This window comes from Methylobacterium sp. R2-1, assembly GCF_014191355.1.
Taxonomy (GTDB): Bacteria; Pseudomonadota; Alphaproteobacteria; order Rhizobiales; family Beijerinckiaceae; genus Methylobacterium.
In genome coordinates, this window is sequence record NZ_JACHWM010000004.1 from 296691 (window position 1) to 311898 (window position 15208).

The following is a 15208-nucleotide window of genomic DNA, read 5'->3' on the forward strand; positions in this document are numbered from 1 at the left end:
TGTCCCATGCCTGGAACAGCCTTCACCCGGCGCGGCCTCTTGCCGGCATTTACGGCCGCGCTCGGCGTCCTCGCGCTGGCGCTCCCCGCCGCCACTCCGGCGCAGGCGCAGTTGCAGCTCCGCATCGGCAGCGGCGCCTTCCAGCCGATGCCGATCGCCGTCGCCGACTTCGCGGGGGATGCCAGCCTCGGCACGCTGGTCTCCAGCGTCATCACCAACAACCTGCGCCGCTCCGGCTATTTCACGCCGCTCGAGAAGGGGCGCTTTCCCGAGAACCCGAGCTTCGACGCGGCGCCGAACTTCGAGGCGTGGAAGGGCGCGGGCGTCCAGGCCCTGGTGACGGGCCGGGTCGGGCGCGACGCCTCGGGCCGGCTCACCGTGGCCTTCCGCCTCTGGGACGTGGCTTCGGGCCAGCAAATCACAGGTCAGCAATACGGCACCGACGTCGCCAATGCGCGCCGCACCGGGCATCTTGTGTCGGATGCGGTTTACACCAAGGTGACCGGCCTCGGGCCTTGGTTCGACAGCCGCGTCGCCTTTGTCGACGAGTCCGGCCCGAAGGAGAACCGCCGCAAGCGGCTGATGGTGATGGATCAGGACGGCGCCAACGTCCGCGCACTGACCGGGGGCGGTGACGTCTCGGTGGTGGCGCCGCGCTACTCGCCGGCGGGGCAGGACATCGCCTTCATGACCCAGGCGCCGGGCCAGCAGCCCAAGGTCCAGATGATCGACCTCGAGACCGGCAAGCGCCAGACCGTGGGCAACTTTGCCTCGATGAGCGCGAGCCCGCGCTTCTCACCGGACGGTCGCCGCCTCGTGATGAGCGTGCAGCAGGGCGGCAACGCCGATATCGTCACCGTCGATCTCGCCTCGAAGGCGCAGACGCCGGTCACACAGGGGCTCGCGATCGACACCTCGCCGAGCTACTCGCCGGACGGCAGCCAGATCGTGTTCGAATCCGACCGTGGCGGCTCGCAGCAGATCTACGTGATGGGCGCCGACGGCTCGAACCCGCGCCGCCTCTCCTTCGGCGAAGGCTCGGCCTCGCAGCCGGCTTGGTCACCCCGCGGCGACCTCATCGCCTTTACCCGGCAGCGGAAAGGGGGCTTCGCCATCTGCGTGATGAAGCCTGACGGTTCGGGCGAGCGGGTGCTGACGGAGGGCTTTCACAACGAGAGCCCGACATTCGCGCCGAACGGCCAGTACGTGATGTTCTTCCGCGATCCCGGCGGGCAGGGCGGCGGCAAGCTCTACATGGTCGACATCACCGGCAAGGTGGAGCAGCCGGTGCCGACCCCGTCCTTCGCCTCGGACCCGACTTGGTCGCCGCTTCTGTCGGGAAAGTAGTCCGACCGCTTGCGACCGGCCTCGTCCCGCGAGGCCGGCGACGAACGCCTCTCGCAAGGTGGGCCATCGCCGGTGGCGCTACGTTCTCGGAGATCGATCCGACACGCGCCCGTCGACGGTCGCACGCCAACGACAAAAATCCGCGCGAGCCTCGATGGCCGGCACGGTGAAAGCTCTCTCGCGTGCGATAGAAACCGCGGCGGAAGCGGTCCAAAGGTGGGGCTAATGCGTGTTCGAAGTCGCGCCGTGTCGGCCGCTTCTGCGCCCCTAGGGATCCGCTTCCGTCCGGTGTTCGTGGCGGGCCGCTAAGTCCGAGACCGAACGGGTTCTCAGGCTATCGTTGCGGCTTTGCGCTGCGGTGGAGTCATCCCTGTCTCCTCCAGCTTTCGCCAACAAACCGTGCGCGGACGAGCGGTTTCTTGGCCGATGTGCTTGCGACTGCGAAGCACGCATAGAGACTGCGTCCGTATTGGCAGGTCGTCAAGCGGAAATCTGCTGCCAAGCCGACTGTTTTTTGCCAGGGCGAACTCTTTCTAGACAAAACCGTTCGCCGGCAACGGCTTACGGCAAGCTGCGGAAAGGTCCTGTGCGCACAAGTCAGGAACCCCGACGCACCCCATCCCGCGACCGGTCGGGACCCATCTCGGCACCGGTCCCGGAGGCGGTTCTTGCCGAGGTCGTGTATGGAGCAAGTCGGAGAAGTGCCGGAGGCACGGACACAAAGCAGCATCAATCGACTGGGAAACTGGGATGCCCGTTCGTGCTGCATCCCCCGGCAAACGGACGGGCTCGCGGGCCGGCACGACGTGCATCAACAGGCGTGCCGGCTCGCGGAGAACGTCGGCTACGGTCGTGACGAAGAGTCGCCCTCCACTGCCGTGCGCTCAGATCGCGCCGAGGCCGCGCTGCACTGCCGGGCGGGCGAGCAGCGTGTCGAGCCAGCGGCGCACGTTCGGGTGGCCGTCCAGCTCGATGCCCTGCTTGCCATGGAATTTTGCCCAGGTCAGCGCGGCGATGTCGGCGATCGAGTACGTGTCGGCGAGAAATTCATGGGCGGCGAGCCGCCGGTCGAGGACGCCGTAGAGGCGCTTGGCCTCCTCCGTGAATCGCTCGATGGCGTAGGGGATCTTTTCCTGCGCGTAGATGCGGAAATGGTGTGCCTGTCCCAACATCGGGCCGAGCCCCCCCACCTGCCAGAACAACCACTCGTCCACCGCCGTGCGAGCGCGCTCGTCGCTGGGATAGAGACAGCCGGTCTTCCGACCGAGATACTGCAGGATCGCACCCGACTCGAACACCGAAATCGGCGCGCCGCCCGGCCCGTCGGGATCGACGATGGCCGGGATCTTGTTGTTGGGTGAGATGGTGAGAAAGTCGGGCGCCATCTGCTCGCCCTTGCCGATATTCACCGGTACGATCCGGTAGGGTAACCCGCACTCTTCGAGCATGATCGGGATCTTCCACCCGTTCGGCGTGCTCCAGGTGTAGAGTTCGATCGGCTGCGCCGTCGTGACCGCCATGCTGGCTTCCCGGAAAAGCGGGCCCGCGCCCATCCTCGGCTAAGGAGGTAGCGCGGAACGGGTCGAAGGCTCAAGCCGAAGGCCAAGCTTGCCTCCAATCGTGCGCAAGTTGCAGGGGACGCTTGCTCTTTGATCGCCGATGCGGCTGAGATGCGGCGTACGGCGACGCTGCCGAATCCGTCCCACCGGAGTTGCCCGATGCTCTCTCGTCTCCTCGCCGCCGCGGCTCTTGCCGCGCCGCTTCTCCTGGCTCAGGCCGCGACGGCCAAGGAGGCCTGGAGCGCGCCGAGCGCCAAGGAAGCGGCGAAGGAGCAGACGGCGAAGGAGCCGAGCGTGGCCCAATCCGCTGCCCGCGAGCGGCAGAAGAAGTGCGGCGCCGAGTGGCGCGCGCTCTCGGCCACCGAGAAAGCCGCTCAAGGGCCGAAGTGGCCGCAATATTACAGCAAGTGCGTCAAGCGCCTGAAGGAGCAGAAGGCCTGACGAGTCCGAAGGATCGCTCACGCCGTTGACGGGATAGGTCGTACGAGACAGGTCGCTTGTGAACCGAATGGTGGCGCGCGAGTTGCCCGCCGCCCTGTTCGGAAACGCTCCCGGGCCGAAGCGGAGTTCGGTTCCGCGCGGGAGCGCATCGAAGCGAAGACGGGAAGCCTCACCGACATGGAGCGTGAACGCCGCATCCTGCAGCGCACGGTGGCGGTCGCCGCGGTCGTGCCTGTCCTGGCGGGCCTGTACGGCGTCCTGTTCGGCATCGATGGAATCGGCGGCGGCACGCCGGTCAACGTGTCGGCCGACAGCCATTTCCGGTACTTGTCCGGCCTGCTGACCGGCATCGGCATCCTGTTCCTCACCTGCGTACCGGGGATCGAGGACAAGTCGCGGCTGTTCCGCTTCCTGACCCTCGTTGTGGTGCTCGGCGGGCTGGCGCGGCTGCTCGGGCTCTCCCTCACGGGCGTGCCGTCGCTGACCATGCTCGCGGCGCTCGCCCTCGAACTCGTCGTCACGCCGCTGCTCTGCCTGTGGCAGATGCGGGTCGCGCGCCTCGCCCGGGATCGGAGGCAGGCTCTGGAGCCAGGTCTCGAGGTCGTACAGTGAGTGGGGCGGCGCGGCGGGCCGACCGGGCGGGTCCGGGCGAGCGCCTGCTCGACGCAATCGACCGCTGGGTGCCCAAACCCGCCGCCTGGGCCTTCGCCCTCCGGATCTGGCTCGCCATGATGCTGGCGCTCTACGCCGCATTCTGGCTCCAGCTCGACAGCGCCTCCTCGGCCGCCGTCTGCGTCGCGATCCTGGCCCAGCCGAAACGCGGTCAGGCCCTCTCGAAAGCCGGCTACCGCTTCCTCGGAACGGTGGTCGGTGGCCTTGTCGGCTTGGTGCTGATGGCGCTGTTCGGGCAGGATCGCGTGCTCCTGCTCGTCAGCTTCGCCTGCTGGTTGGGCCTGTGCGTCTTCGTCGCGCAGTTCCTGCAGGACACCCGCGCCTACGGGGCGATGCTCTCCGGCTACACCGTGGCGATCGTCGCGATCGCCCATATCGATGCACCCCAGACGGTGTTCGATGCCGCCATCGGTCGCGTCGCCGCAATCGCGGTCGGCATCGTCGCGATCACCTTCATCAACGACGCGCTCGCCTCACCGAGCACGTGGCAGGCCCTTCTCCCACGCCTCGCCGAGGCCCACGCAGCCGTCACGTCAGGGCCTTTGCCCGCGAGAGCCTGACCCGAAGCGATCCCGGACCGGAGCGCACGGCCGCTCTGATCCGGCAAGTCGCGCCGATGCGGGCGGATGCGAGCGCCATCGCCGGCGAACTCGATGACGGCATCCACCGGGCCGCGGGCGCCCGCAGCACCATCGCTGCGCTCTACGTCCTGGCCGCGGCCAGCCGAGCGCTGGCGGCGGCGATGGAGCGCATCGACAGGCCCGGCCCGCGGGTGCGCGAGGCACTTGCCCCCGCTCTGCGCTCGGTCGCGGAGGGCAAGGGGCGTCCGGCCGAAGCTCTCGCCCGCGGCCGCGACCCGCACTCAGGACCTGCCGAACGTCGATCCGGTCTATACCTGGGTGCGGCTCGCCCAGCGGGTGCCGGTGCGGATCCGTATCGATCATGTGCCGTCCGAGGTGACCCTGGTCGCGGGCATGACGGCCACCGTGGTCGTCGGCGATGGCCGCGAGGGGCAGCCGCAATGGGTCAAATCACTGCGCGATCGGCTTTTCGGCACTCCCAACCGGACGGAACCCGGTGCCGAGCGGAAGAACTGAAGCCGCCGCTGGGCACAGACGGTGCGATGCCTGCAAAAATTCGGTAGAGCGGCGCCATGGTCGCCTCTCCCCTCGTCCGCTTCGCCCCTTCGCCGACCGGCTTCCTGCATATCGGCAATGCCCGGCCGGCGCTGTTGAACGCTCTGTTCGCCCGGCGCGAGGGCGGCCGCTTCCTGCTGCGCCTCGATGACACCGACCGGGAGCGGTCGACGGAGGAGTTCGCCGCCGCCGTGGCCGAGGATCTCGGCTGGCTCGGCATCCAGCCGGACCTGTTCTTCCGCCAGAGCGATCGCACCGCGCTCTACGACGCGGCGGCCGAGCGGCTGAAGGCGGAGGGTCGGCTCTATCCCTGCTACGAGACGCCGGGGGAGTTGGAGCGGCGGCGCAAGCGCCAGCTCGGCCGCGGTCTGCCGCCGATCTACGATCGGGCGGCGCTCGCCCTGACCGAGGCCGAGCGCGCCGCGCTGGAGGCCGAGGGAAGGCGCCCGCACTGGCGTTTCAAGCTCGATCACCGGGTCGTCGCCTGGAACGACCTCGTCCGCGGCGAGAGCCACGTCGATTGTGCCTCGCTCTCCGACCCGGTGCTGGTGCGCGCTGACGGCAGCTACCTCTACACGCTGCCCTCGGTCGTGGACGACGCGGAGGTCGGCGTCACCCACGTGATCCGCGGCGAGGATCACGTGACGAATACCGGCGTTCAGGTGCAGCTCTTCGAAGCGCTCGGCGCGTCGGTCCCCGCCTTCGGCCATCACAACCTGCTGACAACCGCGGACGGGGAGGGGCTGTCGAAGCGCCTCGGCCACCTGTCCCTGCGCTCCCTGCGCGAGGCCGGCTACGAGCCCGCCGCCGTGCGCTCGCTCGCGGTGCTGACCGGCTCGGCCGAGGCCGTGCGTCCGATCGCCTCCCTCGACGAGCTGGCGAGCCTCGTTGATCTCGCCCACCTCTCGCGCGCTCCGGCCCGGTTCGACCCGGCCGAGCTCGACGGGATGAATGCGCGTCTCGTCCACGACATGCCGCTCGACGCGGCGCGCGAGCGGCTGGTCAACCTCGGCGTCCCGGAAGAACAGGCCGAGCCGTTCTGGCTCGCGGTGCGAGCCAATCTCGGCCGCGTCTCCGATGCCGCCGATTGGTGGCGGGTGGTGGAGGGGCCGGTCACGCCGGTGATCGCCGAGCCGGATTTCATCGCCAAGGCCGCCCGCCTGCTGCCGGAGGCGCCGTTCGACGCCGGCACGTGGAAGGTCTGGACCGACGCGGTGAAGGCCGAGACCGGCGCCAAGGGCCGCGCCCTGTTCATGCCGCTGCGCCTCGCGCTGACCGGTCTCGACCACGGGCCAGACCTCTCGGCGCTGCTTCCGCTGATCGGACGCGAGCGGGCTGCAAAGCGTCTGGCGGGGGCGGCGGCTTAGTCCGAAACCCCGTCGGGCTCGGCCTCGATCATCATCACGTCGAGGGTGAAGCTGCCGTCTTCCTCCAGCGCGAAATGGGACCGCACCGGTTCGGGTGCCGCCTGTTGCAGGGTGCGGATCGCCGCGACGCTCGCCTCCGGCGTGCCCATCCGAGCAATCCAGGACGGAAAATCCATGCGCACCCGCCAGCGCCGGACGGCACCGGGCACGAAGCCGGCCTCCGCCAGCATCCGGCGCCATTCCCCCTCGCCGTAATCCCGCACGTGGGACGGGTCGCGCAGCAGCTCCCAGGCCTGAAGATGGGTATCGAGGAGCGGCGGACCCGGATGCACGACATCGACGAGGCCGAGGCGTCCATCGGGCGTCAGCACGCGGTGCGCCTCCCGCAGGGCCGCGGGCACGTCGCCCCAGTGATGGGCGCTGTAGCGCGAGAGCACGCGACCGAAGCGTGCATCCGCGAAGGGCAGCGCCTCGACGCTGGCTTGCTGGGTGGCGACATTCGCCAATCCGCGGCGTCCCGCCTCGGCGGCGACCGCATCGAGCATTGCCTGCGACAGGTCGAGGGCGGTCACCGAGCGCACATGCGGCGCCACCGCATAGGTGACGTGGCCGCCGCCACAGCCGAGATCGAGCACGGCCGCATGGGGGAGGGCACCGAAGCGGGCCAGAGCCGCGAGATCCTCGCCAGCGGCGTGGACGGCACTTGCGACGTAGTCGGCGGCACGGCTGCCGAACTGGCTCTCCGTGTGGGCGTCGTGGCTCGGCGCTGGAGTCATGTCGTCGCTTCTCCGCCGGCCGCCGCCCGTTCAAGAGCGGCGACATCGAGCTTCACCATATCCTGCATCGCGGTGAAGACGCGGGCGGCCACATTCGGGCTGGGATCGGCGAGGAGGCGCGGCAGGATCTCGGGCACGATCTGCCACGGCACGCCCCATCGGTCGCGCAGCCAGCCGCAGGCGATCTCCGCGCCGCCCTCGGCGGTGAGCGAAGCCCACAGACGGTCGACCTCGGCCTGATCTCGGCAGGTGACCGAGATCGACGCGGCGGTTCCGTATTCGACCGGCGTGCCGCCGTTCAGCGCCTGGAAGCTCTGCCCACCGAGGGTGAAGACGATCAGGATCGGCTCGCCGGCCTCGCCGCCCGGCCAGGGACCCGGCGCGCGCTGAATGTGGTCGATGCGCGAATTGGCCACGAGCGAGACGTAGAGGCGGACGGCCGCCTCCGCGTCCTTACCGAACCAGAGGCAGGTGCTGACGCTGGACATGCTGTGCTCTCCCACTCTGTCGGCAGGATAACGGCCGCAGCCGCCGAAACTCAATCGTTGGCCCGGCGGTCGGACGTCAGGACGTTGGCCCGCCGGCCGGCGGAAGCGGCGCGAGCCGCGTCAGGCGCAGCGCGACGAGGAGGGCCGCCACGTAGAGGCTGCCGAAGAAGCCCGCGACCCCCGGCCAGCCGTAATGCAGGAAGAACCAGCCACCGGCCGTGCCGAGCAGGGACGAGCCGAGATAGTACATGCAGAGATAGATCGCCGAGGCCTGCGCCCGGTCGCTGGAGGCTCGGCGCCCGACCCAACTCGACGCGACCGAGTGCGCGCCGAAGAAGCTGACCGTGACGACGACGATGCCGCCGATGATGAGGACGAGGTTGTCGGCAAGCGTCAGGGCGATGCCGCCGATCCCGAGCAGGATCGCCAGCCACAGCACCTTGCGGCGCCCCAATACCCCGGCGACGTGGCCGGTGATGGCCGAACTCGCCGTGCCCGCGAGGTAGACGATGAAGATCAGCCCGATCACCGTCTGGCTCAGCGAGAAGGGCGGATCGAGCAGGCGGAAGCCGATGTAATTGTAGACGCAGACGAAGCCGCCCATCAGCAGGAACGGTTCGAGAAAGAGCCAGGGCAGGCCGGCATCGCGGAAATGGTGGGTGAAGGTGCCCGGCACCTCGCGCCAGCGCATGCGGTGTGCGAGAAAGTGGCGCGAGGCCGGCAGGGCGAACTGGAAGGCGAGGGCTGCGAACAGCGCCAGCACGCCGATGATCCCGAGCCCCCAGCGCCACGAGGCGTGGTCGGCGATGACGCCCGCGAGCAGCCGCCCGACCATGCCGCCAAGCGCGTTGCCGCCGATGAGGAGCCCCATCGACAGGCCGATGGCGCGCCCGTGCATTTCCTCGCTGAGATAGGCCATGGCGACGGCGGGCAGGCCGCTCGCGGCGATGCCGGTCAGAGCCCGCAGCATCAGGAAGCCGTGCCAGGTCGGCATCAGAACGGCACCGATGGTGAGCAGGGCCGAGGCGAACAATGAGGCCGCCATCACCCGCTTGCGTCCCCAGACCTCGGAGAGCGGGCTGACGATCAGCAGAGAGACGGCGAGCGTGGCGCAGGGCAGCGACAGCGCGAGGCTGCTTTCGGCCGGCGAGACTGCGAAGGTGTCGTGGAAGACCGGCAGCAGAGGCTGAACGCCGTAGAGCACCGCGAAGGTGGAAAAACCCGCCGCGAAGAGGGCGAGCGTCGCCCGGCGGAATGTCGGCGTCCCGGCCTCGATGAACCGGTCGCTGTCGTCCGCCATCGCTGTCCCGTGCTCTTAAGCCCACGCGTAACTTTCCCCCACCTGCGCCGCAGGCGGGGGAGGGTCAAGAGCCTCGATCAGCGCGGCGCGGCCGGCGGTTGCCCCTCCGCCTGCTGCTGGAGCAGCGGGGTGATGCGGCGAACGGTGACGCGGCGGTTCTCGCGGTTGGCCTCCTGCGTGTTCACCTTCAGGTACTGCTCGCCGTAGCCCTGTGTGGTGAGGTTCTCCGGCGGAACCTGGAAGTTCTGCGTCAGCACCGCCGCCACCGACTGCGCCCGGCGGTCGGAGAGCGAGAGGTTGTCGATGTCCGACCCGACGGCGTCGGTGTAGCCCTCGATCAGGAAGACCTCCTGCGGGTTGTCCTTGATCGTCCGGTTGATCGCCGCCGCGATGGTCGAGAGGCGCTTGGCCTGATCGGGTGTGACGGTGAAGGAGCCGGTGTCGAAGGTGATCGTGTTGATGTCCACCGAGGGCATCCGCGCGCGCAGCTGCGGGCTGTAGCGCACCTGATCCAGGGTGTAGCGCCGATCGAGCTTCTGGACCGGCGGAGCGGAGAGCGCCTCGAACACGGTGCGCTCGTCGGCCTGTTCGTAATCGACGACGTAGCGGTCGCGCGGAATGCGGATATCCGGCGGCGGCAGTTCGACCACGTCCTCGTAGATCGGCCGGGGTGCGCCGCCGTAGACGTTGTTGATGAGCACGACCTCACGCCCGTCGCGGTAACGACGGGACCGGCGCAGGAGCCGGCCATCGTCGTCGACGACGGTGATGATCTGGCCGCCCGCCGGGCTGTCGACGTAGCTGTAGATCTCGCCGCCGCGGCGCTCGCTGCGGTAGCCTCGCTCGCCGTAGAGGGTGCGGAACCGCTCGTTCTCGTCGTGGCGGATGAAGGTGGTGTCGCGGTCGCGAACGATGATGCGGCCGGGCTCACGGTAATAGGTCCGGCCATCGACGTCGTACTCGCGGCGATCGCGGCGAATCGTATCGTAGTCGCGCCCGCGATAATCGTCGTCGCGGAAGCCGCCGGGAACGTAGGCGGGCGTTCCGGGCACGTTGAAGCGGTCGCGACGGTCGTTGCGATCGCCCCGCCGGTCATCGTCACGCCGGTCATCGCGTCGGTCGTCGTCACGGCGGTCGAGCCGGTCACCGCGCCGTTCGCCATCGCGACGATCATCGAGACCGCGCTGATCCGAGCGGCCGTCGGGCTGGTTCGGCACCGTGGCATCGGGCGGCGTGCCCGGGGGTTGGACAGGGCGACCGGGAACGCCGGGCTGCTGGTTGGGAGCCACCGGTCGGCCGGGAACACCCGGCTGCTGGTTCGGCGGCGTGCGGCCGCTGGGAGCCTCTCGGGTCCCATCGGGCGGAATCGCCGTCGGCGGGGTCGGCTGATCGGGACGGGTGGGCTGCTGCGGATTCGGCGCGACGGGACGCCCCGGAACGCCAGGCCGCTGGGTCGGCTGACTCTCGGGCTGGGATGGACGCGGGGCAGCCGGCGGGGTCGGACGCTCCGGGCGCTCGGAAGCGGGCGGTGTCGGCGCATCCGGAGCCCGGCGCTGGCTCGGTGCGGCGTCCGGGCGTTCGGTGTCGCGGCCACCCGGACGCCCCGGACGGTCCTGGCCATCGCGGTCGGACCTGTCGGGGGCATCGCGGCGGGCCGGCGTTTCACGGTCCGGGTTCCGCTCACGGGCGGCCGGCGGGGTCGGACGCTCCTCCGATCGATCCGGCCTCTGGGCCGGGGCCGGCGCCCGCTCGGGCCTCTGCTGCTGCGGCGGCGCCCCGCGCTCGGGAGCGGTTGAGCGCTCGGGTCGCTCCGGACGCTCCTGGCGTTGTTCCTGCGACGCCGGCCTCTCGGGACGTGCCGGCCGCTCGGCAGGCTCAGGCCGTTCGCGGGCAGCAGGTGCCTGACGCGGCTCGGGCCGCTCCGGACGCTCGGATCTGTCCGGCCGCTCCCGTGCCGGCGGGCCGCCACGCTCGACCCCGCCGCGTTCGGCCGGACTAGCACCGCCGGGCGCACCTGGCCCGCGCCCGCCACCGCGCGGCCCCTCTTCGGCACCCTCGCGCTGTGCAAGTTCGATCCGCTCCCCGTCCCCGAGAGAACGGGCGGAGGACGAATCGGACAAGACGAGCGCCGGCAGAATCGTGCCGGCCAGAAGCAAGGAGCGGGTTATCCGCATGAAGTCAGCCTCGTGAAACGCAATCGGCGGTTCCGAACACAGTCGGGCCGGATTGGTTCCCCATCGCTCCGGGTCGAAGCTCGATTGGGCCTGGTCGAGGCGCAGCTTTTGTTTGCCGTCATCCGGCCGGCGGAGGGGCCGAAATCGCTCAGTGTGCCCTATGGCGCGGGCGTCAGCGCCGGCGGCGGAAGCAGGCTCGGAACGATGACGCGGATCGCGCTGCGGCTCTCAGCGGTCGCGCCGGTCAGCTCGCCGCCTTCCTTCGCGGTCTGCGCCGCTGCCGCGCCTTCGCGGTTGGCCGCGTCCGCCGCGAGACTCGCCGCCGTCCGGTCGGCACGTCCGACCAGAGTGAGGCGCACCTTCGGCGCTCGGGAGAGCCTCTCGGCCGTCATCGGCGTGACGAAGATATCGCCCTTGTGCCGTACCAGCATGCTCTCGGCCTTGGCGAGCGATTGCGCCCAGCTCTGGCCCTCCCGCTTGCAGGAGCAGTCCGGCGTGAAGCTCTTGCGGAACTTGAAGGCGGCCGGCAGCGCGGTGTAGGCGCGATTGCCTTTGATCGTCGCGGCGTATTTCAGCGCCTCGTCGCCGTGCGGCATCGAGTAGGCAACGGCTTCCGTGCCGGGGCAGAGCGCCTGGCACATCTCGTCGGCCCCGCCGCGCCCGTCGGGCAGGTTCGCCATCGGAAAATAGGACCCGTCGCAAGTCTTCACGCAGACCACCTGCGCGCCGCCACGGGCCGTCTGGTTGCCGGCCGTCTGCCCCTCCTGTCCCTCTCCGGCGATCAGGCCTGTGCAGGCGCTCGACACGGCGGCAACGAGTTGCCGTCGCCGGGCAGCGACCACCTCGCCGTCGCCCCCGCCATAGGTAGCGTTGAGCGAGCGGATCCGCGCTTCGACGGCACCGCATTGCGGAGGCCGCGTGTCGAAGAACAGGAACTTGCCGCCCTCACAGTTCAGGCTGCGATAGTAGGTTTCGAGACGCGCGACCTCGCTCTGGAGAGCCGACGCAGTCGAGGCGCTGGCGTTGAGGTTGGCGAGTTCCGTGCGGTAGCGCTGGCAGGCCCAGACATCCGGCGCGGCCGCAGCCGGCGACGCCCCGCCGAGGGCGAGCGCGGCAAGGACGGCGCCGAGTGCGCGGCGAAACTGCGGTCCGATCATCGGCATGGTGCGGATGCTGGGGATCTCGGGCAGGAGGTCGCGGGGGATACAGCGAGGATGCCGAGCCGCGCGAAGCGGCACCAGCGATCGTCCACATGTGTTAAAGCCCCTCGCCCTTTCGCGACAGAGACACCATGTCTCTGAAGCCAAGCTTTGAGGGGATTGCGTCGATGATGTGGCTCACGGGCACCAATGGGGACGGCGGCCGACGCGCAGCAGCCTGCCTCGCCGCCAGCGTCACCTTCTGCCTCGCTCTGGCCGGCCCGGCCCAGGCGCAGGAACCCGACCGGATCTTCGACAAGTCAACGGTCTGGCGCCCGCTGACGCCCAACGACAAACTCGTGGTCTACGGCATCGACGACCCGGCGGTGGCCGGCGTCGCCTGCTGGTACACTCAGCCCGAGAAGGGCGGAATCAAGGGCACGCTCGGGTTGGCGGAAGATGTCTCCGACATCTCGCTCGCCTGCCGGCAGGTTGGCCCGGTCCAGTTCAAGGACAAGGTCAAGCAGGGCGAGGTGGTGTTCAGCGAGCGCCGCTCATTGATCTTCAAGTCGATGCAAATCGTCCGCGGCTGCGACGCCAGGCGCAACACGCTGATTTACATGGTCTATTCCGACAGGGTGATCCAGGGTTCGCCCAAGAATTCCACCTCGGCCGTGCCGCTCGCCCCCTGGGGGACCGAGCCGCCGCCGAAATGCGCGGATTTCGTGAAGTAGGGCGGTTGCGGCTCCGATCCCGACAGGTCTCAATCCTGGCAGGTGATGCGCAGCGGGCGCGGCGCGCTCTTCACCGGAGCGGCATCGCCGATGGCGCCGGTGTATTCGTCCTGCGCGGCGATGCCGTAATTGCTCGCGCTGGCAAAGCCTTGCGACTCGCACCACGCGTTGGCCACGACCTGTCCGCACTCGCTCGGGCCACCGCTCAAGCACTCACCGACGCCGTAGCCGTCCTCGGCCGGGATCAGGAACGTCTTCTCGACATGCTTGATCGCCGTCGATTCATTGCCGGCGCTTGCCGGCAGGGCAGCGGTGGCGAGAACGAGAGCGAGAAGAACGGCGGCCGGTCGGCGCATGGTGAAGACCTTGTGAACGGGTTCGTTCGAGTGCGGAGTGTTCGGACGGCGCGGTAAACAAATCCTTGCCGGTCCGCTCACGGTCGGCTGAGAAGCGGCCGGTCCGCCGCCCTTCTCGAATTCATCACCGTTTTGGGGTAGCCCAAGCTCGTTGCGGCGGCCGTCGCGGCGGTGCAACAGCGGCAGGTGGCGGGTCGGGCGACACTGTGGCGGGGGCGGTACCAGCCCCACCGGTCGGCCCGTCGAAGGTGCTGTGCTGCAACGACAAACGACGAGGGCGGCACACGCCGCAAGGGAGGCCGGGCGAGCCCGGCAGGAACGCAGTCGATGACGCCGATGTTGCGCCTCTACAACACGCTGACCCGCGAGAAAGCGGCCTTCGCCCCGATCGATCCGACGAACGTGCGGATGTATGCCTGTGGGCCGACGGTCTACGACGCGGCGCATATCGGCAACGCCCGGCCAATCATCGTCTTCGACCTGCTGTTCCGGCTGCTGCGCCAACTCTACGGCGACACGCACGTCACCTATGCCCGCAACGTCACGGACGTGGACGACAAGATCAACGCCCGCGCGTTCGAACGCGGCATCACCATCCGCGAACTCACGGACGGCACGCTGGCGCAGTTCCACCGCGACATCCGCGACCTCGGCGTGCTGATGGCCGAAGACGTGAACCGAGAAGGTGAACCGGCGCGCTTCATCGAGCCGCGGGCAACCGACCACATCACGGAGATGCACCGGCTGATCGAGGGGCTGGTGGCTGCCGGCCACGCCTACGTTGCGGAAGGGCATGTTCTCTTCGACGTGCCGTCCATGCCCGATTACGGCGCGCTCTCGAAACGCCCGCTCGACGAGATGGAGGCTGGCGCCCGCGTCGAGGTCGCGCCCTACAAGCGCTCGCCACTCGACTTCGTGCTGTGGAAGCCCTCGAAAGCGGGCGAGCCCTCCTGGCCCTCACCCTCCGGAATCGACGCGCCCGGCCGGCCCGGCTGGCACATCGAGTGCTCCGCAATGTCGTGGAAACACTTGGGAAAAACCTTCGACATCCATGCCGGCGGCATCGACTTGATCTTCCCCCATCACGAGAACGAGGTGGCGCAGTCGCGCTGCTGCTTCGGCACCGACGTGATGGCCAACGTCTGGCTCCACAACGGCTTCCTGCAGGTCGAAGGGGAGAAGATGTCGAAATCGCTCGGCAACTTCATCACCATCCGCCAGGTACTGGATGACTGGCCGGGCGAGGTCGTGCGCCTCAACATGCTCAAGACACATTACCGTCAGCCAATCGACTGGACCCTGCGCGGCCTGGAGGAATCGAGCCGGATGCTCGACCGCTGGTACGAGGCGGCCGGCGAGGCGGCGCCCGACGCGTCGGCGCCTGCGGGCGTGGTCGAGGCGCTGAGCGACGACCTCAACACGCCGGCCGCCATCGGCGAGCTACACCGACTCGCCGGCGCCGACGCCGGAGCGCTCAAGGCCGGCGCGGGGCTGATGGGCTTCTTGCCCCGCACGGCGGCACAGCGCGAGGCGGAGCGGGTCGGCGCGGCGGGGATCGACGTGGCCCGGGTCGAGGCACTGATCGCCGAACGCAAGGCGGCCCGCGCCGCCAAGGACTGGGCCGCCTCCGACCGGGTCCGCGACGCGCTCACCGCCATCGGCGTGAGCGTGAAGGACAACAAGGACGGCACCACCACTTGGACGGTGGCGGGCTGAAGC

13 protein-coding genes and 2 pseudogenes are annotated in these 15208 nt (G+C 69.3%); 8 read left to right on the plus strand and 7 right to left on the minus strand.

All coding sequences use genetic code 11. The features are described from left to right. Positions 1–6: 6 nt before the first annotated feature. A complete protein-coding gene (gene tolB / locus FHU13_RS08100; protein WP_183435349.1) occupies positions 7–1347 on the plus strand; it encodes a Tol-Pal system beta propeller repeat protein TolB in 1341 nt (446 codons plus the stop codon). 884 nt (positions 1348–2231) lie between these two features. Here the strand turns inward: tolB and FHU13_RS08105 are convergent. Then, positions 2232–2867, minus strand: a complete 636-nt coding sequence (locus FHU13_RS08105) for a glutathione S-transferase N-terminal domain-containing protein (protein WP_183435350.1) — start codon at positions 2865–2867, stop codon at positions 2232–2234. A 198-nt stretch (positions 2868–3065) separates the two neighbouring features. Between FHU13_RS08105 and FHU13_RS08110 the strand changes: the two genes are divergently transcribed. The 5 genes and pseudogenes from FHU13_RS08110 to gltX all read left to right on the plus strand — a co-directional run bounded on the left by FHU13_RS08110 (position 3066) and on the right by gltX (position 6522). Continuing rightward, positions 3066–3347 (plus strand): hypothetical protein, encoded by a 282-nt coding sequence (locus tag FHU13_RS08110; protein ID WP_183435351.1) that lies wholly within the window; start codon positions 3066–3068, stop codon positions 3345–3347. 177 nt (positions 3348–3524) lie between these two features. Next, positions 3525–3959, plus strand: a complete 435-nt coding sequence (locus FHU13_RS08115) for a DUF4345 domain-containing protein (protein WP_183435352.1) — start codon at positions 3525–3527, stop codon at positions 3957–3959. Next, positions 3956–4866, plus strand: a pseudogene (locus FHU13_RS08120) (FUSC family protein); the annotation flags it as partial. The gene FHU13_RS08115 and the pseudogene FHU13_RS08120, both read left to right, overlap by 4 nt. A 1-nt stretch (position 4867) precedes the next feature. Continuing rightward, positions 4868–5116 (plus strand): annotated as a pseudogene (locus FHU13_RS08125) (efflux transporter periplasmic adaptor subunit); the annotation flags it as partial. Positions 5117–5172: 56 nt separating this feature from the next. Continuing rightward, positions 5173–6522, plus strand: coding sequence for a glutamate--tRNA ligase (gene gltX, locus FHU13_RS08130; protein ID WP_183435353.1), 1350 nt, complete (start codon positions 5173–5175; stop codon positions 6520–6522). Here gltX and FHU13_RS08135 read toward each other — a convergent pair. From FHU13_RS08135 to FHU13_RS08155, 5 genes are all read right to left on the minus strand, one after another. Further along, positions 6519–7298: a class I SAM-dependent methyltransferase gene (locus tag FHU13_RS08135; RefSeq protein ID WP_183435354.1), complete on the minus strand. Its 780-nt coding sequence runs from the start codon at positions 7296–7298 to the stop codon at positions 6519–6521. The genes gltX and FHU13_RS08135 overlap by 4 nt on opposite strands. Continuing rightward, positions 7295–7786, minus strand: a complete 492-nt coding sequence (locus tag FHU13_RS08140) for a VOC family protein (RefSeq protein ID WP_183435355.1) — start codon at positions 7784–7786, stop codon at positions 7295–7297. The genes FHU13_RS08135 and FHU13_RS08140 overlap by 4 nt, the downstream gene beginning before the upstream one ends. Positions 7787–7862: 76 nt before the next feature. After that, complete coding sequence (locus FHU13_RS08145; protein ID WP_183435356.1) at positions 7863–9086, minus strand: MFS transporter; 1224 nt, start codon at positions 9084–9086, stop codon at positions 7863–7865. A gap of 77 nt (positions 9087–9163) precedes the next feature. Next, positions 9164–11260, minus strand: coding sequence for an OmpA family protein (locus FHU13_RS08150; protein ID WP_183435357.1), 2097 nt, complete (start codon positions 11258–11260; stop codon positions 9164–9166). Between the two features lie 158 nt (positions 11261–11418). After that, positions 11419–12423 carry a DUF2865 domain-containing protein gene (locus FHU13_RS08155; protein ID WP_183435358.1) on the minus strand — a complete coding sequence of 335 codons (1005 nt, stop codon included), beginning with the start codon at positions 12421–12423 and terminating at the stop codon, positions 11419–11421. A 164-nt stretch (positions 12424–12587) separates the two neighbouring features. Here FHU13_RS08155 and FHU13_RS08160 point away from each other — a divergent pair, with 164 nt between their 5' ends. After that, a complete protein-coding gene (locus FHU13_RS08160; protein ID WP_183435359.1) occupies positions 12588–13133 on the plus strand; it encodes a CreA family protein in 546 nt (181 codons plus the stop codon). A 29-nt stretch (positions 13134–13162) separates the two neighbouring features. On the opposite strand, the gene FHU13_RS08165 is transcribed toward FHU13_RS08160, so the two are convergent. Then, complete coding sequence (locus FHU13_RS08165; protein ID WP_183435360.1) at positions 13163–13489, minus strand: hypothetical protein; 327 nt, start codon at positions 13487–13489, stop codon at positions 13163–13165. Positions 13490–13816: 327 nt separating this feature from the next. On the opposite strand from FHU13_RS08165, the gene cysS reads away from it, so the two are divergent. Further along, complete coding sequence (cysS, locus tag FHU13_RS08170; RefSeq protein WP_183435361.1) at positions 13817–15205, plus strand: cysteine--tRNA ligase; 1389 nt, start codon at positions 13817–13819, stop codon at positions 15203–15205. The last annotated feature ends 3 nt before the right edge of the window (positions 15206–15208 follow it).

Excerpts from the sequence above, each read along its gene's own strand:
- FHU13_RS08150 (WP_183435357.1), bottom strand. The coding sequence starts at position 11,260 with ATGCGGATAACCCGCTCCTTGCTTCTGGCCGGCACGATTCTGCCGGCG.
- FHU13_RS08155 (WP_183435358.1), bottom strand. The coding sequence starts at position 12,423 with ATGCCGATGATCGGACCGCAGTTTCGCCGCGCACTCGGCGCCGTCCTT.
- FHU13_RS08165 (WP_183435360.1), bottom strand. The coding sequence starts at position 13,489 with ATGCGCCGACCGGCCGCCGTTCTTCTCGCTCTCGTTCTCGCCACCGCT.
- cysS (WP_183435361.1), top strand. The coding sequence starts at position 13,817 with ATGACGCCGATGTTGCGCCTCTACAACACGCTGACCCGCGAGAAAGCG.
- tolB (WP_183435349.1), top strand. The coding sequence starts at position 7 with ATGCCTGGAACAGCCTTCACCCGGCGCGGCCTCTTGCCGGCATTTACG.
- gltX (WP_183435353.1), top strand. The coding sequence starts at position 5,173 with ATGGTCGCCTCTCCCCTCGTCCGCTTCGCCCCTTCGCCGACCGGCTTC.
- FHU13_RS08105 (WP_183435350.1), bottom strand. The coding sequence starts at position 2,867 with ATGGCGGTCACGACGGCGCAGCCGATCGAACTCTACACCTGGAGCACG.
- FHU13_RS08135 (WP_183435354.1), bottom strand. The coding sequence starts at position 7,298 with ATGACTCCAGCGCCGAGCCACGACGCCCACACGGAGAGCCAGTTCGGC.
- FHU13_RS08110 (WP_183435351.1), top strand. The coding sequence starts at position 3,066 with ATGCTCTCTCGTCTCCTCGCCGCCGCGGCTCTTGCCGCGCCGCTTCTC.
- FHU13_RS08115 (WP_183435352.1), top strand. The coding sequence starts at position 3,525 with ATGGAGCGTGAACGCCGCATCCTGCAGCGCACGGTGGCGGTCGCCGCG.
- FHU13_RS08160 (WP_183435359.1), top strand. The coding sequence starts at position 12,588 with ATGATGTGGCTCACGGGCACCAATGGGGACGGCGGCCGACGCGCAGCA.
- FHU13_RS08145 (WP_183435356.1), bottom strand. The coding sequence starts at position 9,086 with ATGGCGGACGACAGCGACCGGTTCATCGAGGCCGGGACGCCGACATTC.
- FHU13_RS08140 (WP_183435355.1), bottom strand. The coding sequence starts at position 7,786 with ATGTCCAGCGTCAGCACCTGCCTCTGGTTCGGTAAGGACGCGGAGGCG.